At 61.8% G+C, this 19495-nt stretch carries 17 protein-coding genes; 4 read left to right on the top strand and 13 right to left on the bottom strand.

The genetic code is table 11. From position 1 onward, the window contains the following. Positions 1–6: 6 nt before the first annotated feature. The 3 genes from mreC to purH all read right to left on the bottom strand — a co-directional run bounded on the left by mreC (position 7) and on the right by purH (position 3837). On the bottom strand, positions 7–930 hold the full coding sequence (gene mreC / locus FY528_RS09740) for a rod shape-determining protein MreC (protein WP_149070809.1): 924 nt from the start codon (positions 928–930) through the stop codon (positions 7–9). Between the two features lie 108 nt (positions 931–1038). Continuing rightward, positions 1039–2064, bottom strand: coding sequence for a rod shape-determining protein (locus tag FY528_RS09745; protein WP_149070810.1), 1026 nt, complete (start codon positions 2062–2064; stop codon positions 1039–1041). 237 nt (positions 2065–2301) lie between these two features. After that, positions 2302–3837 (bottom strand): bifunctional phosphoribosylaminoimidazolecarboxamide formyltransferase/IMP cyclohydrolase, encoded by a 1536-nt coding sequence (purH, locus tag FY528_RS09750; protein ID WP_149070811.1) that lies wholly within the window; start codon positions 3835–3837, stop codon positions 2302–2304. Positions 3838–4149: 312 nt separating this feature from the next. Here purH and FY528_RS09755 point away from each other — a divergent pair, with 312 nt between their 5' ends. The 3 genes from FY528_RS09755 to FY528_RS09765 are packed head-to-tail and all read left to right on the top strand — an operon-like array spanning position 4150 to position 6656. After that, complete coding sequence (locus FY528_RS09755) at positions 4150–5298, top strand: acyl-CoA dehydrogenase family protein (protein ID WP_149070812.1); 1149 nt, start codon at positions 4150–4152, stop codon at positions 5296–5298. After that, entirely contained in the window at positions 5295–6041 is a 747-nt protein-coding gene (locus tag FY528_RS09760) for a PIG-L deacetylase family protein (protein ID WP_149070813.1), read from the top strand. The genes FY528_RS09755 and FY528_RS09760 overlap by 4 nt, the downstream gene beginning before the upstream one ends. Positions 6042–6053: 12 nt before the next feature. Further along, complete coding sequence (locus FY528_RS09765; RefSeq protein ID WP_187632066.1) at positions 6054–6656, top strand: class I SAM-dependent DNA methyltransferase; 603 nt, start codon at positions 6054–6056, stop codon at positions 6654–6656. On the opposite strand, the gene FY528_RS09770 is transcribed toward FY528_RS09765, so the two are convergent. The 9 genes from FY528_RS09770 to FY528_RS09810 all read right to left on the bottom strand — a co-directional run bounded on the left by FY528_RS09770 (position 6616) and on the right by FY528_RS09810 (position 13968). Further along, on the bottom strand, positions 6616–7821 hold the full coding sequence (locus FY528_RS09770) for a glycosyltransferase family 2 protein (protein WP_187632067.1): 1206 nt from the start codon (positions 7819–7821) through the stop codon (positions 6616–6618). The two genes, FY528_RS09765 and FY528_RS09770, sit on opposite strands and share 41 nt — an antisense overlap. Before the next feature lie 106 nt (positions 7822–7927). After that, positions 7928–9076 (bottom strand): BamA/TamA family outer membrane protein, encoded by a 1149-nt coding sequence (locus FY528_RS09775; RefSeq protein ID WP_149070814.1) that lies wholly within the window; start codon positions 9074–9076, stop codon positions 7928–7930. Between the two features lie 80 nt (positions 9077–9156). Beyond that, positions 9157–10365 carry a BamA/TamA family outer membrane protein gene (locus tag FY528_RS09780; RefSeq protein ID WP_149070815.1) on the bottom strand — a complete coding sequence of 403 codons (1209 nt, stop codon included), beginning with the start codon at positions 10363–10365 and terminating at the stop codon, positions 9157–9159. A gap of 86 nt (positions 10366–10451) precedes the next feature. Then, positions 10452–11348 (bottom strand): geranylgeranylglycerol-phosphate geranylgeranyltransferase, encoded by an 897-nt coding sequence (locus FY528_RS09785; RefSeq protein ID WP_262383960.1) that lies wholly within the window; start codon positions 11346–11348, stop codon positions 10452–10454. 148 nt (positions 11349–11496) lie between these two features. Then, positions 11497–11691, bottom strand: a complete 195-nt coding sequence (locus tag FY528_RS09790) for a cold-shock protein (RefSeq protein ID WP_044511773.1) — start codon at positions 11689–11691, stop codon at positions 11497–11499. Positions 11692–11805: 114 nt separating this feature from the next. Further along, positions 11806–12291, bottom strand: coding sequence for a KdsC family phosphatase (locus tag FY528_RS09795; RefSeq protein ID WP_149070816.1), 486 nt, complete (start codon positions 12289–12291; stop codon positions 11806–11808). A gap of 111 nt (positions 12292–12402) precedes the next feature. After that, the gene (gene iscX, locus FY528_RS09800; RefSeq protein ID WP_149070817.1) at positions 12403–12639 is read right to left on the bottom strand and encodes a Fe-S cluster assembly protein IscX; all 237 of its coding nucleotides are present in this window, start codon (positions 12637–12639) and stop codon (positions 12403–12405) included. A gap of 117 nt (positions 12640–12756) precedes the next feature. Continuing rightward, positions 12757–13110 (bottom strand): 2Fe-2S iron-sulfur cluster-binding protein, encoded by a 354-nt coding sequence (locus FY528_RS09805; RefSeq protein ID WP_232066256.1) that lies wholly within the window; start codon positions 13108–13110, stop codon positions 12757–12759. 36 nt (positions 13111–13146) lie between these two features. Further along, the gene (locus tag FY528_RS09810; protein ID WP_149070819.1) at positions 13147–13968 is read right to left on the bottom strand and encodes a Rossmann-like and DUF2520 domain-containing protein; all 822 of its coding nucleotides are present in this window, start codon (positions 13966–13968) and stop codon (positions 13147–13149) included. Between the two features lie 188 nt (positions 13969–14156). On the opposite strand from FY528_RS09810, the gene FY528_RS09815 reads away from it, so the two are divergent. Continuing rightward, the gene (locus tag FY528_RS09815; protein ID WP_187632068.1) at positions 14157–16772 is read left to right on the top strand and encodes a T9SS type A sorting domain-containing protein; all 2616 of its coding nucleotides are present in this window, start codon (positions 14157–14159) and stop codon (positions 16770–16772) included. 84 nt (positions 16773–16856) lie between these two features. On the opposite strand, the gene ccsA is transcribed toward FY528_RS09815, so the two are convergent. Then, positions 16857–19451 (bottom strand): cytochrome c biogenesis protein CcsA, encoded by a 2595-nt coding sequence (gene ccsA, locus FY528_RS09820; RefSeq protein ID WP_149070821.1) that lies wholly within the window; start codon positions 19449–19451, stop codon positions 16857–16859. Between the last annotated feature and the right edge of the window lie 44 nt (positions 19452–19495).

Below are 19495 nucleotides of genomic sequence, written 5' to 3' on the forward strand. Positions count from 1 at the left end.
CACGCATCAGGGCGTCCCTCCTTCCGGTTTAATGCCCGTGCGAACTTCCAGCGTATCGCGCTGGGCCTGGGAGCGGTTGCTCACCACATACACATAGGTGAGATTAGCGAAATTGGTAGCCAGGCGCACCTGCACGGTCCAGAAGTTCTTGTCGGGCTCTTTCACGAAGCTTTCCACGCGCCCGATCAGCACCCCCTCCGGAAATACCGCATTGTAGCCGGAAGTTACCACGGTGTCGCCGCGCACGAGGCGGTTCTGCCGCGGAATGTAGTCGAGCTGCACGTGGGTGGGGTCGTCGCCGAGCCACTTGATGCTGCCAAACGTGCCGTCGCGCAGGATTTTGGCCGAAATAGCCGTTTTGGAGTGAAGCACCGAGGAAACCGTGGCGTAGTTCTCACTCACCACCTTCACCCGGCCCACCACGCCCGCGGCCGCCACCACGCCCATACCCGGCCGGATGCCCTGCTGGCTGCCTACGTTCAAGGTCAGGTAGTTATCTACCCGCCGCAGGGTGTTGCTGATCACGCGCGCGGGTACCAGCGGATAAGCCGGGTCCTGAGCCGGGAGGCTGCGCAGCCCCAGCAGCAACGAATCGGGGCGGCCCAGGCGCTGGATGCGGGCCTGGCTGAGGCTGTCCTGCCGCACGGGCAGCACGGCGGCCACGCGGCGGGCCGTATCGGGCGGGTACAGCTGCTCGCGCAGCTTCGCATTTTCCTCTATTAAGGCCCGGTTCACGTCTACCAGCCGAAAGTAATCGTACACGCGCGTCCGGAAGGCCAGAAACTGCCCGGTGTAGGCATTGGCCGAGTTGAAGAAGGCCGCCCGCTGGTAGGAGCTGTTCCGCAACAGCAAAAACACACTCAACACCTCCAGCAGGCCGAATACCAGCATACCCCGGTAACGGAACAGGAAGGCGAAGAGGTTATTCATGGAAGAGAGCTATGAGAACGTAAGAAGTGAGAAGTGAGACTTCGTTCAAACAACCGGAATAGGGTGCCAGAACCAAAGTCTCACTTCTCACTTCTGCTTATCTCAATTCTAGGTCAGCAGCACGCTGCGGAAAGCCTGGATATTTTTGATGGCGGCGCCGGTGCCGCGTACCACGGCCCGGAGCGGGTCTTCGGCAATGTGAATGGGCAGCTTGGTTTTGGCCGCCAGGCGCTTGTCGAGGCCGCGCAGCAGGGCCCCGCCGCCGGTCAGGTGAATGCCGTTTTCGTAGATGTCGGCCGACAGCTCAGGCGGGCTGATTTCCAGCGCCTTCAGCACGGCTTCCTCAATCTTGGCCACCGACTTATCGAGGGCAATGGCAATTTCCGACGAGGTAACTTTGATAACCTTCGGAATACCCGTCATCAGGTCACGGCCGCGCACCTCAAAGTCGGGGGGCGTCTGGTCCAGTTCGGTAAGGGCGGCGCCTACCTCAATCTTGATCCGCTCGGCGCTTCGCTCCCCAATGAGCAGGTTGTGCTGGCGGCGCATGTAGTCCAAGATATCCTGGTTGAACACGTCCCCGGCGGTTTTAATCGACTGGTCGCACACGATACCCGACAGGGCAATTACCGCAATTTCGGTGGTGCCCCCTCCGATGTCGATAATCATCGAGCCCACGGGCTGCTCCACGTCGATGCCGATGCCGATGGCCGCAGCCATAGGCTCCTGAATCATCCATACTTCCTTGGCGCCGGCGTGCTCGGCGGAGTCACGCACAGCGCGCTTTTCCACTTCCGTGATGCCCGAGGGAATGCAGATCACCATCCGGTGCGAGGGCTGAAACAGCCGCGTCCGGGTGTCAATCATCTTGATCATTCCCTTGATCATTTCCTCCGCAGCGTGGAAGTCGGCAATTACGCCGTCTTTCAGCGGACGAATGGTTTTGATGTTGTCGTGGGTCTTCTCGTGCATTTGCTGCGCTTGCCGGCCCACGGCAATTACTTTATTGGTCGTGCGGTCTTTCGCAATAATGCTCGGCTCATCCACCACGATTTTGTCGTTGTGAATGATGAGCGTGTTGGCCGTGCCCAGGTCAATGGCAATGTCGCTGGTCAGAAAATTGAAGAAACCCATTGAGTAGCGGCAAATGAATGAGAACGGGCGGGTTGCGCCCGTCAAAAGTGGGGGCAAAGGTAAGCACTAACCGGGGATGTAACAGATAGTGGACGGATAAGAACGGATAATGCGTACTAGATGGTGTATCAGGATTGGAAGTAGCCGGTTGATGCCTGAAAAGATACGGCTGCCAACGGCAAGGGGACGGATAGAACGAATCCGTTCCATCCGTCCCCTTATCCGTTTTATCCGCAGTTAGTGTTTGAAGTGCCGCACACCCGTCAGCACCATGGCCATGCCCAGCTGGTTGGCGGCCGCAATGCTGTCCTGATCCTTGATGGAGCCGCCGGGCTGCACCACGGCCCGAATCCCGGCTTCGCCCGCAATTTCCACGCAGTCGGGGAAGGGGAAGAAAGCATCGGAGGCCATAACGGCACCCTGCAGGTCGAACCCGAAGGCCTTGGCCTTCTCAATGGCCTGCCGCAGGGCATCCACGCGGGAGGTCTGGCCTACCCCGGAGGCTAGCAGCTGCCCGGCGCGGGCCAGCACAATGGTGTTGCTCTTGGTGTGCTTGCAGATTTTGAGGGCGAATTCCAGGGCCGCCACTTCCTCGGCCGTGGGCGCCGACTCCGTCACCGTGCGGAATTCGTTGGCGCCTTCCACTACTTTATCGAAGTCCTGCTCGATGATGCCATTGAGCAAGGTCTTGATTTGCTTTTGCGGAAATGCCACGGGCTTCTGGCGCAGCAAAATGCGGTTTTTCTTGCTTTGCAGCACCAGCAGCGCATCGGGCGCGAAGTCGGGCGCAATCAGCACCTCAAAGAAAAGCTTGTTCAGTTCTTCGGCCGTGGCGGCATCCACCACTTGGTTCACAATGATAACACCGCCAAATGCCGACACCGAGTCGCAGGCCAGGGCGTTCAGGTAGGCTTCGTGCAGGGAACCGGCCTGGGCCACGCCGCAGGCATTGGTATGCTTGAGAATGGCGCAGGCCGCCGGACCATCGGCCTGAAATTCCTGCATTAGCAGCACGGCCGCGTCCACATCCACGAGGTTGTTGTAGCTGAGCTGCTTGCCGTGGAGCTGGTCGAACAGGGCCGACAGGTCGCCGTAGAAAGTGCCCTGTTGGTGGGGGTTTTCGCCATAGCGCAGGGGCGTGGCGGGCTTCTGGCTTACTTTCAGCGCGGCCCCGTGCTGGGTGGTACCCTGGCTCAGGTACTGGAAGATGTGGGTATCGTAGTGCGAGGTAGCCTCGAAGGCGGCGGCGGCGTAGTCGCGGCGGTCAGCCAGGTCGGTGGCGCCTTGCTTTTCGGTTAGCAGCGTGGTCACGGCTTCGTATTGGTCGCGGCTGCTTACCACTAGCACGTCGCGGTAGTTTTTGGCGGCGGCCCGCAGCAGGGAAATGCCCCCAATGTCGATTTTCTCAATCACGTCGGCTTCCGCCGCACCCGAGGCTACGGTTTCCTCGAAAGGATACAGGTCCACAATCACCAGGTCGATGGGCGGAATCTGGTGCTGGGCGGCCTGCGCTACATCGGTGGCTTCGTGGCGGCGGTGCAGAATCCCCCCAAACACCGTGGGGTGCAGGGTTTTCACGCGGCCCCCAAACACCTCCGGGAAGCCCGTCAGGCTTTCCACGGCCGTAACGGGTACCCCCAGCTCCTCGATGAACTTCTGGGTGCCGCCCGTGGAATACAGCTGCACGCCGTGCTGGGCCAGCACGCGAATGAGCGGCTCCAGCCGGTCTTTGTAATACACGGAAACCAGGGCAGAGCGAATGGGCTGCATCATAACAAGAAAAGGTTGGGCTGAACGACGCCGCGAAGGTAGGCAGCGCCCGGTTAGCCACCCAAGCCCCCACAGCAATTTGCTGGCAGGTTCCGCGGGGAGGCCACGGGACAGGTCTAGCCACTCCTGTTACAAACCTGGGAACCTATGGGAAAAACTTTGGCTAGGGGCACAAGGCCTTTGCCCAAACAGGTGACGCACTTCACTGCGGGATGCCAAGAAGTGCTGGCAATACCCACTTGTCTTGAGGTAGCACACAACCCACAAGCTCAACTGTCGGTATCAGAGGTACTGTTGTGCTTATCTACTTTTTTCATGCCTCTTCTCGTTACTCCAGCCGAACTGCTGCCGCCTGCGGTATTGCCTGCCCCCGAAACGGCCGCTGCGCAGCTCGTTCCTCGCCTGTTTGCCCACGCACCCTTATCTGATTTCGACGGGGCCTTCCCGGTAGAGGAGTTTTCTTGGCTGCGAGCGGCGGGCTTGCTAACGGCCGTGCTGCCGCCCGCGCTGGGGGGAGAGGGCCTGGCCGATGAGGCGCTGCTGCGGGTGCTTTGTCACATTGGGCGCGGCAACCTGGCCGTGGGACGCGTGTTCGAGGGCCACGTAAATGCCCTCCAACTCATGCTGCGCTTTGGCACGCCCGATCAGCAGGCACATTGGGCCGCCGAGGCGCGGGCCGGGCACTTGTTTGGCGTCTGGAACACCGAGGCCGCCGACGGCGTGGAGCTCCTGCCCCAACCCGATGGACGGATGGCCTTGCGCGGAGCCAAAACCTTTGCCTCGGGGGCGGGCCACGTCACGCGGCCCCTGCTCACGGGCCGCCTCCCGGATGGGGGCTGGCAGATGCTTATCCTGGAGGCGGATGCGCAGCCGCCCATACTCGACCCCTCGTTCTGGCAGCCGCTGGGTATGCGCGCCTCGGCCAGCTTCCGCGCTGATTTTACGGGGCTAACGGTGACATCGGCGCAGCTCCTGGGCCAGCCCGGCGACTACTACCGGCAGCCTTGGTTTAGCGGAGGAGCCATCCGATTTGCAGCCGTGCAGCTGGGCGGGGCCGAAGCCGTGCTCGATGAAACCCGCCGCTTTTTGCGTCAGCTGGGCCGCACCGATGACCCCTACCAGCGGCAGCGCCTCGGCGAAATGGCGACGCTGGTGGAAGGTGGCCACCAGTGGCTGCGCGCCGCCGCCGAACACGCTGCCCGCCCCACTGCCGCCGAGCAGGCTGAGGCCACCGTAGCGTACGCCAACATGGTGCGCACGGCCGTGGAGGAAATCTGCCTGCGGGTGCTGCCCCTGGCCGAACGCTCCGTGGGGGCCCGCGGCCTGCTGCGCCCCGAGCCCCTGGAGCGCCTGCACCGCGACCTGACCCACTACCTGCGCCAGCCCGCTCCCGACGCCGCCCGGGCCGATGTGGGCCGCTTCGCCATGGATTCTGACACGCCTACTTACCAGCTCTGGAAATGAGTAGCGCAGTTAGCTTTTTTACCGATTTGCCGCTGCGGCCCGCTAAGGCGGCCCTGGTTTTTGGGCCTACGCTGGTAGTTGCTCCTCACCCCGATGACGAAACCCTGGGCTGCGGGGGGCTGATAGCCTTGCTGCGCCAGGCGGCCGTTCCCGTATGGGTAGTGTTGGTCAGTGACGGGACGATGTCGCACCCAGGTTCCCAACGCTTTCCGGCGGCGGCCCGGCAGGCGTTGCGGGAAGCCGAGCTGCGCACTGCCCTGGCCCGGCTCGGTGTGGCCGATACGGCCCTCACCTGCCTGAGGCTGCCCGATGGACGCGTGAGCTCCCAGGATACCGCGGCCATAGCTCAGCTGAACCAGCTGCTGCTAGCCACGCGGCCCGTCACCGTCCTCACCCCCTGGCGCCGCGACCCGCACCCCGACCACCGCGCCACCACCGCCCTCGTCCAGCATGCCCTGGCCCAGCTGCCTACTACGCCCCGCGTGCTGGAGTATGTGGTATGGGCCTGGGAGCGGGCCGCCCCTGCCGACCTCCCCCAGCCGGATGAAATGCAGGGCTGGCGGCTCGACATCCATTCCGTGCTCGACCAAAAGCAGCATGCCTTGGCTGCTCATGCCTCCCAGTTGCCCAACGGTCCCATCGATGATGACCCTACCGGGTTTTATCTGACGCCATCGATGCTGGCTCATTTTGCCCAGCCCTTTGAAACCTACCTGGAGCCCCTGTCCCCGGCCGAAGCTTAGTATTGTCTGCCTATGAACCCCAACCAGCCGCACAACCTGCCGCCAGCTTACTTCGACGAGGTATACCGGGCTAACGACGACCCGTGGAACTTCGAAACGAGCCCCTACGAGCACGAAAAATACCGGGCTACGCTGGCGGCGTTGCCCCAACCAACATACTCTCGCACGTTCGAGATTGGCTGCTCCCTGGGCGTGCTCACGGCTCAGCTGGCGCCCCGCTGCCAGGAGTTGCTGGCCATTGATGTAGCCGAAGCCGCTTTGGCTAAAGCCCGGCAGCGGTGCCAGGCGTTTCCCCATGTGCAGTTTCGTCGGATGCAGGTACCCGCCGAGTTTCCGACGGGACAGTTCGACTTAATTCTGGTGTCGGAAGTAGGGTACTACTGGGATGAGCCTACCTTATGCCAAGCCGCCAATGCCATTTTTGAGGCCCTCACGCCGGGCGGACAGCTGCTGCTGGTGCACTGGACGCCACCAGTGCACGACTACCCTCTCACCGGCGACGAAGTACACGCGCTGTTTCTGGAGTACACCCAGCCCGGCGGCCCGGCGCGCCACCTCCTGCACCAGCGCCAACCTACCTACCGTTTAGATCTGCTGGAAAAGAAATCAGCGTAGCCTGCCCCAGCTGCGCCCTGATTTCGGCCAGCGCCTGCCGCAGCGGCACCAGCGCCAGGGGCCGCACCTGCCGGAAGCGCCCCAGCGCCCACTCCCACAACACCCCAAAACAAGTAGCGGCCGTTAGCCGGCAAATGAGCTCCTCGGCGCCCACCTTCAGTTGCTTGGCCAGCGACAGCAGCCCGGCCAGGGGTCGTTTCGCCGACAGCCACAGCCGGCGCAGGCGGCGGCGCAGCATGGCTTCGGCAGTTACCTGGTGGCCGCCTTCCACCAGGGGTTCCTGGCCCGCAGCACACTGCCGGGCCCATTCGCTTAGCTGCCAGGAAAGGCCCACTGCTACCCGCCCCGCCCGCCGGTCGGAGGTAGCCACGCGCACGGCCGGGCAATGGCGTACCCGCAGGTCGTGGCGGAGCAGAGAGTGGTACAAGGCCTCATCTTCCAGAAAAGGCACCACCGGCAGGCCACCCACGGCGCGGTAGGCCGCTGCGGTTAGCGCCAAGCTCGCCCCGAAGTGCTGGTGATGGCGGGGCCAGGGGTCGTGGGAGCTGGCGTCAAGGGACGCTTCCAGTTGGGTACGGGCCAGGCGGTAAGCGGCATCGAGTAGGTGCTGGCGGCGCACGGCGCAACGCATGGGGCCACTATGCCGGGGCAGAATGCGCCCTCCCACGGCATCGGCGCCCGCGCTGATGGCCTGCTCTGTGGCGGCCAGCCAAGTGGGGGTTACCTGCGTGTCGGCATCAGTAGACAGAATCAACCCTTGAGGGCGGCCCACTGCCTCAAGCCGACAGCAGGCCTCATCCATCAGCAGGCGCCGCGCCCGGCCTACGTGCGCTTCGGCGGGCGGCAGCTGCTGCTCGGCTACCTGAATGGCCCAGGCCGGATGCTTGGCGGCAAAACGGCGTACTACCTGGACCGTGGCATCGGTGCAGTTGTTGGCCAGTACCAGTATTTCAAACGTAGTAGGGTCCAGCGGCCGCCCGGCCAGGGTGGTTTGAGCCACCAGCGCCGCCAGCGTGGCCGGCAGCTCGGCGGCCTCGTTTTTGGCGGGAATGATGATGGAGGCCCGTAGCGCCGGGTGAGGCGGCAGGGCCATGCGCAGCGGCGCTACGGGTAGCTCAGTCGGGGCCGCGGCGTGGTGAAACAGTTGGGGAGAAACCAAATCCATAGGTCCCAATCCTACGGAATTGCCGAGCTTTGGATGAAGCTCGGCAGCAGAAATGTGCGCACCGGTACCAGCTGGCAGTGGCGTTACCAGTAGGCTGAGGCCGGAATTAAAACGCCTCGTTGAAGGCGAAGTACAACCCGCTGGACTGCCCCGACCCCACCCCGTAGTCGATGCGGATGCTGAGCCGGTCCTGGCGGTTCACGTCGATGCGCAGCCCTGCGCCCCCCGCCAGGTTAAACTGCCCGGGCCGAAAATCAGTGACCTGGGGCTGTACCTGCCCAGCGCTGCCAAACAGCACGCCCCGCAGCCGCCAGAACAGCTGCTGGCGCAGCTCTACCTGGGCGGCCAGCAGTTGCCGGTCGCGGAAACGGCCTTCGTAGATGCCGCGCATCATCCGCTCCCCGCCCAGCTGGGCCAGTTCCCGAAACGGCACGGTGCCCCCGTGGAAAGTGCCCAGGAGCTGCCCAGCCAGCACAGTATGCTCCGCTTCCTTTGACCCTAGCACCCGGTAATGCCGAGCGTCAAACTGCAGCCGCGTAAACGAGAAGTCACTGCCCAAGCCTTTGGCCATCAGCAGCGCTGTGGCATCCAGAAAGTTGCCGTGGTGGGCGCTTAGAATATTATCGCGCGTATCGTAGAGCAGAGCCGGCCCCAGGCCCGAGGTGAGCGTAGGTTGCCGCTCCCGCTCGGGGCGCTCCAGCAGCCAGTTAGGCCGGGTAGCATCGTCGGTGAGCGGGTCGTCTACCCGAATGCGGTAGAGGTTGGTGAGCCGGTAGACGCCGCCCACGAACAAGCCTGGCCGCAGGCGCTTCAGTACGCGCTGGTTGAGAATGAACACCCGGTACGAAATGTCGCTTTTCTCGCTTTTGCGGGTGTCGTTGCCCACGCCGTAGTAGTAGATAGGCAGGTTGAAGTACTGGGCTTCCCCGCTGATAAAGTACCGCTCGCCGGGCGTGAAGATGGCGTGCGTGAGGCTGGCGCTGGACTGCTTGCGCTGGGTGCGGTAGGCCAGCACGCGGGCGTTGGAGCTGCGCGTGGTAGTGTCCTGCCCGAAGCGCCACACCGGCAGCACAGCCGCCCCGTACGCCAGGCCGGTTTCGGGCTGCGAAAACACGATAGGCAGGGCGGCCACTTTCACGCGGCGCGGCTTTTTGGCGGGCTTGCGGGCTGCTACCGAGTCGGCAGCCGATTGGGCGTGGGTGGCCAGGGCCAGCAACGTCAGCAACAAGGTGGCTCCGGCACGAAGTACAAACATAAACAGCGGGGAGAGTGGTGCCTAAATGTACAGAATTAGGCCCTACTCTCCCCGCTATTGTCTTGGCCTTGCGCCGGGCGCTAAAACGCCTCGTTCACGCCGAAGTACAGCCCGCTGCTGCCGCCTGAGCCCACCCCGTAGTCGAAGCGAATGTTGAGCCGGTCGCGGCGGTTGAACTGAAAGCGCACCCCGGCCCCACCGGCCAGCTTAATGCCGCTGAACGACATGTCCTGCAGGTGCGGGGCCACTTGGCCCACCCCCGCAAACACGGCGCCGTTCAGGCGCCAGAACAGGTGGTGGCGAATCTCGGTCTGGGCGGCCAGCAACTGCCGGTCGCGGAAGCGGCCTTCGTAAATGCCGCGCAGCAGACTCACGCCGCCCAGGTTGGCCAGTTCCCGGAATGGCACGGTGCCATTGTGGAAGGTGCCGATAACCTGACTGGCCCAGATAGTACGGTTAGAGCCCAGAGGCTGAAAGTAGCGCCCATCCACCACGTAGCGCGTGAAGGTATAGTCGCTGCCCAGTCCTTTGAGGTTGAACAGCGTCTGCAGGTCCAGGTAAGCCCCTTTGTACGTACTCAGAATCACGTCCCGGCTGTCGTAGATGAAGGTGGGGCCGGCCCCGGAAATGCGGAACGGATCCTTCTCGCGGGGCGTCAGCTCGGAGTAGTACAGGTTGGGGCCGGTTTCCTCGTTGTTTAGCTCCAGCTTGGGGCGCAGGCTCCGCAGGTCGGTGAAGCGGTACTGCAGGCCCACAAAGGTGTAGCGGTGGATACTTTTCAGGGCCCGCTGGGTGATAGTGAGCAGCTTATAGGCAATTTCACTTTCTGCCTCCTTCCGGGTATCGTTGCCAATGCCATAGAAGAAGATGGGGTAGTCGAAATACTGAATATCCCCGATGAGCAGGTAACGCTCCTGCCGGGTGAAGATGGTGTGGGAGAGCTGCAGATTCAGCTGCTTCTTCTGGGAAAACCAGCCCCCCAGCCGACCGTTGGACTTGCGCACGGTGGTGTCGCGGCCGTGGCGCCAGGTAGGCAGGAACGTAGCCCCCGCCGCAAAACCAGTTTCGGGCTCGTAAAACACGACTGGCGCCGGAATAAAGCTAGGTTTATCCTCCGGGTTTTTGGGGGGCTGAGCCGTGGTGAGAGCCGGAGCAGCCGTTGGGGTGGGCGCAGTGGGCGTAACCGGCACCGGCGCAGCGGCGGCAGAATCAGAAGCGGTGGGCGTGGTTTGGGCAAAGGCAGCCGGTGCCAGCCACAACGCGGCCAGCAGCAGGGTAAGAGTACGCATGAGGTCAGAAAAGCGAAAGGTGAACGGCCAGCCCGACGGGCCCGCCTGCTTTCCTAACGTGCGGGCAGGAGCCCGGGTTATATAGTTCAGCTTACCCCCACCAGCAACATGGACAGCACCCCGGCCAGCATGATGAGCTTACACCACAAGCTCAGCTGCGCAAAATGCGCTTTGCGGTCGGCACGAGCCAGCTGCCAGCCCAGGGCCAGCAGCGGCCCCAGCACCAGCAGGAGCAGCCACCCCGCCAGCCAGTACCAGCCCAGCGCATACGCCTGCCCCACGGCCCCCACTACCAGCAGCACCAGGCACAGCCAAAAAAAAGCCACTACCCACTTCGTGCGCGCCACCCCGGCCACGATGGGGAGGGTGCGGCAGTCGTGCTGGGCATCACCGCGCATGTCCTCTACATCCTTGATGATTTCGCGGACTACCGACAGCAGAAACGCGGCCAGGGCGTAAATCCAGACGGTGCCTACCCCCGTGCGCAGCTGCAGCTCCGGAGTGAGCACCGACGCCGCCGTCAGTGCCGCTATGCTCAGATTGCCCACTAGGGCCATGCGCTTCAGCCGCACCGAATAGCCCCATAGCAGCAGGGCCGAGGCGGCATGCACCAGCCCCAGCAACGTCGACAAGGCTCCGCTGACCAGGATACCTACGCCCGTGAGCAGCAAATGCGCGAGCATGGCATGGCGGCGGTTTATCACACGCCCTACCACCAGCCGGTCGGGGCGGTTGATGGCGTCTATTTTCACATCGTAGTAGTCGTTGATGATGTAGCCAGCGGCAGCAATGCACAGCGTGGCCAGCAGCAGCAAGGCAAAGCGGACATCAAGCCAGGGCGTGTCCGGTGTGCGTTGGTGCAACAGGCCCACGCGCACCAGCCCCATGCACAGCACCAGCAGCAGCAGATTGGGCAGGCGCACCAGCTGCGTGAGCTCCCGCAGGCCGCCGGAGCCGGGCCGGCCGGGGAAGTTCTTATCCATTCGGGAAGTGGGCTGCGCCATCTTATGTATCACCAGAGGTTGCAAAGATGCCACCCGGGCGGCAATGGCCGCTACGGCGCCAGTCAAAAAGAAAGCCCCTCCAAACGGAGAGGCTTTCTGCAAGCAAAAAACCTTGTTGGCGCTACGCCTACAGTTTCTTTACGTTCACCGCATTCACGCCTTTCCGGCCTTCCTGGGTATCAAATTCCACGCGGTCATTCTGTTGGATCTGGCCCCCGTTAAGGCCGGTAACATGGACGAAGAAGTCTTCCTTCGTGCCGTCTTCTGTAATGAAGCCGTAGCCCTTCGACTCATTATAGAATTTTACGGTTCCTGTTTTCATGAAAAATGCGAAAAAATGTGAATGGATGATGTGGTAAAGATATAGGGATTTACCAAAATCACAACTCGCCTTTTCCGCGTCTTTCCAACGGCAATCCGGCCCCACAACGGGCTTCTACCAAGTTCCTTGCTGCTTCATGGTGGCTTCCAGCAACTCGCGCACGGCGCCTTTGCCCCCGGGCAAAGAAGCCACGAATGCGCTGATGGCGCGCACGTCGTCAGCGGCATCGGCGGGGCAGGCGGCCAGACCGCAGCGGCGCATCACTTCTACATCCGGCATGTCGTCGCCCATGTAGGCAATAGTGGCGGGGTCGAGGCGGTGCAGGTTGATGTACTTGTTGAAGATAACCATCTTGTCATCGACGCCCAGGTAGATATCCTGCACGTCCAGGGACTCCAGGCGGCGGCGCACCCCCTCTTCCTGCCGGCCCGAGATGATAACGATGCGGTAGCCCTTGCGCAGGGCATGGCGGATGGCGTACCCATCGCGGATGTGAAACGTGCGGGCCTGCTCCCCCGAGTTGAGGGCCAGCAAAGTGCCGTCGGTCAGCACCCCATCTACATCCAGGATAAACGCTTTAATAGCCGATAAATCAACCATATTTCTGCTGACAACGAATGATGGAGTAACCGGCGCTTAGCAAGAAAGCGCAGTTTCTGATGGCTATACGGCAAAAGGCGCCGACGGCCGGCCGCTGAGCCTGTATTCTATTTATTGGTTGTCGCGCCATTCGTACACCCACTTGGCCTGAATCTGCTCCAGGTGGCCTTCGGTGGCCTGCTCCCGGGTGCCTTCAAAGTTGGGCAGGCTCAGCACCCAATCTAGCAGATCAGTGAACCGAATGCGGTAGATTTTAGCTTCCGTGAAATCGTCGCCAAACTTCTCATACAAAGCCATGGCAATGTCCTCGTGGTCCTGCCAGTGAATCGGGGGCTCGAAGTACGTCATTTTAAGTAATGTGACTAATGTGGGGAATGTGCTAATGTGGGGGAATGGGCTGATGTGCTATTTGTCGTTCTTTTGTTAGCACATCAGCCCATTCCCCTACACTAGCACATTAGAAAACTAGTGGCCCAGGAAGTTCTGGGGTGGGATGCGAATCACGAGCTCCTGGGTGGCGGCCTGCACCACGCACTGGCAGCCCAGGCGGGAGTTGATGCGCGGGTTGACGGCGCGGTCAATGAAGTCTTCTTCCTTGTCGCTGATTTCCGGGAGGTGTTCCTCGCCCTTCACCACGTACACGTGGCAGGTGCTGCACCCACACACCCCCCCGCAGTTGTGCTGCAGCTGAATGTCGTTGTTGAGGGCCACGTCGAGCACGGATTCGCCTTCGGCGGCCACGTGCGTCTGCTCGGGCTGCCCGTCTTCGAATTGAAAGGTGATATTGACGGTGTTCACGGCGTGAAGGTGTATTGGCAAATTGAGGGCGCAAAGGTACGCACCCCGGCTCCCCCATCAAAGCTGCGGCGGCTTTGGCTCCGGCTGTGCCTGGATAGATGCCGTTAGCCGGCTATATAGGTCCTGCCAGGCGGGGTGCCCGGCCAACAACCGCTGGTGGGCCTGCAATGTTGGCGTATCCCCGCGGGCGGCGGGTCCGGTTTGCCCCTGAAACGGCAAACTGCCCAGGGCTTTTTCCACCGTCTCGCGAATAAGCGGCTCCAGCAAAGTCCAGGGCAGACTGGCTTCGCGCAGCAGCTCCTGGCTGATACCTAGCAGGTGGTAGGGGAAATTGCAGGCAAACACTGCCGCCACGTGCAGAGCCTGGCGCTGGGGCGTGGCCACTAGCTGCGCGCGGGCCGGGCTCAGGCTGCGGGCCAGGGTGAGCAGCAGCGTTTCGGCGGCCGCATCGTGGGCTTCCACGCAGATGGGCACCTGAGTCCAGTCTACTACCCGCCCCGGGCTAAACGTCTGAAGCGGGTACCACACGCCCCCCCGCACCCCGGGCACAATCTCAAATACGGCCAAGGGAACCGAGCCCGAAGTGTGGGCCACTACGCTGTCAGTCGGAAAGGTTACTTCCTGCAGCACCAGCGGCACCGCCGCATCGGCTACGGCCAGTAGGTACACAGCGGCCGGAGGCAGCGGCGTGTTGCCGGCTACCGCTACGGCCCCGGTAGCCAGTGCTGCCAGCGCCGCCGCCGCTTCTGGCCGTCGGCCCCACACGGCCACCACCTGATGCCCTGCACCAACCAAGGCGGGCACCAGCTGGCTGGCCACGCGCCCGGTGCCCAGTACAACTACCCGCTGAGCCGGACCTGTAAATGAATTGCTTTGCATAAGCTCAAAGGTGAAAGGAATAAATGGCCTATACCAAGGCCAGGGGCCAGCGCAGCGCTGCCTGTCCTCTTTTTTCCTCAATTTAGCCGCGCAGTTCCGCTGCTTTTCTGTCACTTCCTTTTTTGCTGCCTATGGCCTATCCATACATCCTTCAAGGTTGCCGCCAGTTGCTGGCCGCCGGCTTAGTTATGCTCTCGACCGGGGTCGGGGCCCAAACGCTGAATTATTCGGCCCGAGGGTTTAGCGCGTCTACGGGTACCTACACCGATCTGGGCTCCACCGGGGTGGCTATTGCCACGGCCAACACCGACGACGCCAACTCTGCGCCCCAGGAAATCGGCTTCACATTTCGCTACAACGGGCAGGAATTCACTCAGTTTGTTTTGAACACCAATGGCTTCGTGCGACTGGGCACCAGCGCCCCGGCGGCCATGGTTGCGGAGGCGCCGGCCAGCCTAGCGGGCTCCCCGGCCCTAAGCACCAATGCGGCGGACGTGAACCTGCTGATGCCGTTTGCGCATGATCTGGTAGCCAGCACCGCCCAGCCCGCAGAGTATCGGGTAGCTACCACGGGTACTGCCCCCAACCGGGTGTGTACGATTCAGTGGAAAAACGTAGCCGACAAAGCTGCCGGCACGGCCGTCACCCAGTTTGATCCGCTGAACTTTCAGCTGCAGCTGCACGAGCAAAGCGGCATCATTGCGTTTGTGTACGGCTCCTTTACCGCCACGGCAGCGCCCGCGCTGAAGGCGGCCGGTGTGGGGCTGAAAGGCTCGGGCACGGAGCCCGGTCAGCTCACCGTCCTCACCAAAACGCCCTCCAATGCCTGGAGCGTGGCCAAAGCGCAGGATAAAGCGTATAGCGGCACTTCCTTTTTCGTGCGCCGGCCCACGGTGCCAGCCAGCGGCCTTACCTACCAGTTCGCCCCTATTCCGGAGCGGGATGCTACCGTCAGCACCATGTACACCCTCGGCCAGTTGCCTATAGGCTCGGCCACTCCCCACGTACTGACGGCAAAAGTGGCCAACGTCGGGCTCAACAGCCTTACGGGCGTGCAGGTAACCCTGCAGGTGAGCGGGGCCACGGAGTTTACCAGCACCAAAACCATTGACTTGGCGGCCCAGGATACCGTACTGGTAACCTTCGATGCCTACACGCCTACCGTAGCCGGCACCAACCAGGTGCAAGTACGCGTGGCCGACGATGACAACAACGCCAATAATGCCTTGGGTCTCACGCAGCAGGTAACCACCAACCTGCTCGGCTACGCCGATGATGCGCCCCTGATTTCGGGACCCACGTTTGCCGATGAGCGGCTGCTTCTGGCCCGCTACCGCCTAACTCGGGCGCAGGCGGTACAGGCCGTGAATGTGCTGGTGCCCACTACCGCCACCAACGAGGGGCAGACGGTGTACGCGGTGGTCCTCGATGCCGGGGGCGCATTGGTGGGCCGCTCCCTCAACTACGTGGTGCGGCCGGTCGACCTGGGGCGGGAACTCAGCTTAACGCTGTTGTCGCCCATCAAAGCAGAGGCGGAGGTTGATTTTTACGTAGGCCTGGCCCAGACGCTGCGCACCAATACCCAGGTAGGCACCACGGCGTACAATGTGGTGGGTCTGCAGGCCGAGAAGCCCGTTCGGCCCGATAGCGCCTATTTCATGGCTCCGCTTGAAGGCGGTATGCCCCATTCCTACCGCGGCGGACGGTTTGCCATTACGGCCCAGCTCACGGATGTTCCTGCCTGCCTGGCCCCGGGCCAGCTGACGGCTACCAACACCACGGCTACCAGCACCACGCTTACGTTTAAGCCCGTGGAAGGCGCGAGCAGCTACGTGATAGAGTATGGCCCCTACGGCTTCCTACCGGGCAGTGCGGGGGCTACGGCCATCCAGAACGTACCGGGTGGGTCCCCTTACCAGCTTACCGGCCTTAGCAGCGGGCAGCGCTACGATGTTTACCTGCGCAGCACCTGCGCCAGCGGCAGCAGCGGCTACGTAGGGCCTGTTACCATTCAAACGGCCTGCGCCACCCCCACCCCCGCCCTGGCCGGCCGTATCCGCCTCGACTTCGACAACGTGAAAGCCGGGGACTTACCCTGCAACGTAACGGTGCTCAACAGCAACGACGACCCCCAAACCTGGCAAACGGTAGTGGACTACAAGGCTGATTTTTCCAACGCCATCCGCCTGTTTGCCGACTACGACACGGGTAAGGCGGCCGACGACTGGTTTTTCGTGGGGCCCATTCAGGCCGATGGAGGCCTGGACCATAACCTGACCTTCCGGTACCGGGCCGAGAGCGAAGCGTTGGCCGAAGGCTTGGAAGTCACAGTAGGCGCGGCGGCTACTCCGGAAGCCCAAACCACCCTGCTCTGGAAAAAGACGGACATCACCAATACCGACTACGCTAATCCCGACGAAACGCTGCTGTGGAAGCCAGCCACTACCGGCGAATATTACCTGGGCTTCCACGGCATCAGTGAAAAGGAGCGTTCCTACCTTTTCGTCGATGATATCCGGCTGGAAAGTATTGTTACGTCCGTTCAGAAAAGCTTAAGCAGCCACCTCCACCTCTACCCCAACCCCGTGGCCAACCAGCTGTGGCTGGATTTGCGGGGTACCAATGCCCGGGGGCCGCTGCAGGTAGAAATCCTGAATATGCTGGGCAAGCGCGTGTATGCGGGCCAGGCGGAAGCGACTAGTCCTACAGCCCTGGACGTTTCCCGCCTAGCGGCGGGCCACTACGTACTCCGGGTGCAAGCTGGCAACCAGGTGGGCGTCCGCCCCTTCCAGGTACAGCGCTAAGCCCTCGGTACAGCTCATAAGAAAAAGCCTGTCCTCCACGATAAGCGGAGGGCGGGCTTTTTCTTGGACGTTACCTGACAGTACTTACGCCACCTGAACGGGCCGTTTGCGCACGGCAGCTGGCTTGTTGGGAGCGGAAGGGCGCCGGTCTTCGCGTCGACGCTGTACCACGGCAATGCCAAAGCCCAGCGCCATGAGCAGAGTACCGCTCCACAACAGGTTGATGAAGGGCTTCTCCACGGCTTTCAGAATGATGTAGTCTTTCTGCGTGGTGCTCACACCGAACGTAAACTTCTTGGTAGCGGGGTCTACGTTGTTGAACGTCACGCGCAGGCCCAGGTCCGTCACTTCGTCGGGGACGCGGCCTACCAGGTTGCTGCGCACCACAAAAATGGGGTGTACATGGTACTGGCGCTTTTCCCCGTGCACGATAATGTCGCCCTGAATGGCCACGTCGCCGGCGGCCAGGCCCAAACCGGCCGTAGCGGATTTCTGAGCCGGCTCAATGGCGCGCAGCACGGCAAAATAGTCGTTCAGGTAAATGGTGTCGCCTACGCTCAGCGTGTGCTCTTTTACTTCGCTCCACTCCTTTTCCTTGGAGGGGTCGGGCACGGTGCTGATGTGGGAGTAGATATCGTGGTTCCAGAAGGGCTTGATGTCGGGCGAGGCCAGGAGGCCGCCCATTTCCTCATTTACCTGGGCCCGGGGATAGAGCGTGAATGCCTCGCCCGACTTCCGGTTTTTATATTCCACCCGGTAGTACGTGTCCTCGGGGCGGATTTCGAGCGTGTCGCCGGCTTTGTGGTACACCCGGTCCCCGCGCTTGATGTCGCCGCGGGCCAGGGCCCGAAACTCATCATTGATACCTAAAAACAGCAGGTCTTTGTTAACGTAGCCCGGCACGCCGGGTACATCAAGGTATTGCCCGGTGTAGGTTACGTCGTAGTCCTTCATTGGCGCCGACTCGTTGCGCCAAAGCAGCACGTTGTCGCGGTTGATGTCCTCGGGGAAGTCCTTGGAGTACACCAAGCCCGAAACGTTTTGCGAAACGATGTTGGAGTAGCCCGCCGAAGCCAGTACGCCCAGCAGCATCAGGGCAATGCCAATGTGCGATACGGCCCCACCCGACAGGCTTACGCGCCGCCGGATCAGCACCAGCAGCATACTCAGGTTGGCCAGCACGCCAAACAAACCGGCCGTCAGCAGCACGATGTAAGCGGGCGTCATCTTCAGGCCAAAGTAGCGTACCAGCAGGATAACCAGCGCTGCGCCCAGCAGTGTCAGGATTCCGGGCACGGTGAAGGTATTGGTCACCGTTTCCTTGTCGTTGCGCTGCCACCACATCAGCTGCGCAATACCCGACACCAGGGCCACGGCTACCCCCATCCACAGCTGGAACTTAGTGTAGTGGGCAATCTGGTCGGCGGGCAGCGCCAGGTTAGATTTGATGCCAATGAAGCCTAGAAAAGCATTGTATACCGGAATGCTGGTCGTCACCAGTACCTGGAAAGCCCCGAGGCAGAGCACCGTGGCGCCCACGAATACCCACAGCTCGGGGTTGTAAGCCGTCAGCTCTTTCTCCGAAATTGGAATGCTTTTCCACTTCACCACCAGCAGCGCCGTAGCCAGCACCACGAAAGCTCCCAGGTAAATAATGAGCTGCCCGGAAAGGCCCAGGTCGGTGAAGGAGTGCACAGAGGCATTGCCCAGCACGCCGGAGCGCGTCAGGAACGTGGCGTAGAGAATCAGCAGGAAGGTACTAATGACTAGCACGAAAGCCGTGCGCAGGCCAATGCGGCGGCGCTGCCACAGTACCAGGGCGTGCAACGAAGCCACCAGCACCAGCCACGGAATGTATACGGCATTTTCTACCGGGTCCCAGTTCCAGTAGCCGCCGAAGTTCAGTGTTTCGTAGGCCCAGTAGGCACCCATCATGATGCCCACGCCCAACACGGCGCCGCCCACCAGGCTCCAGGTAATGGCGGGCTTTACCCATTTAGTTAGCTCGTTTTTCCAGAGGCCGGCAATGGCAAAGGCAAACGGCACCAGCGTGAGAGCAAAGCCCAGGAACAGCGTGGGCGGGTGAATCACCATCCAGTAGTTCTGGAGCAGGGGGTTCAGCCCGGTGCCATCCGTGGGAACGAAGTTGGGGTTCAGGCGGAACACCGGGGCATCGGTGAGGAAGTCGCGCAGCAGAATAAAGGGCGAGGAGCCGATTTTCACATTCAGCACCACCACCCCCAGAATCATGGACGTGAGAAACAGCTGCACGCCCGCAAACACGGCCATCACGGGGGCTTCCCACTGCCGGTTGAAGCGGATGATGAGCCCACCCAGCAGCACGTGCCAGAAAATCCAGAGCAGGAAAGAGCCCTCCTGCCCTTCCCAGAAGCAGGAAATCATGTAGTACACCGGCAGGTGGTTGCTGCTGTGGCTCCAGGCGTAGTAGTACTCGTAGCGGTGCCCGTAGATGATGCCGAACAGGCTGGCAATAATGGCAATGACCGCCACGCCATGCACGAAAAACGCGCCCCGGGCCAGACGCAGCCACGTGGGCTCCGCTTCACCCAAAGCACGGCCGCGGGCCGCCTGATAATAGGCATAAGCCGCCACCAAGGAAGCCACAAACGCCACAATGACACTTAGGTGCCCAACGTCGCCAATGAAAGTATTCAGCATGAATTCTCAATTAAGAATTAAGAATCAACAATTAAGAATTGCTC

The organism is Hymenobacter lutimineralis (assembly GCF_008271285.1).
Lineage (GTDB): Bacteria > Bacteroidota > Bacteroidia > Cytophagales > Hymenobacteraceae > Hymenobacter > Hymenobacter lutimineralis.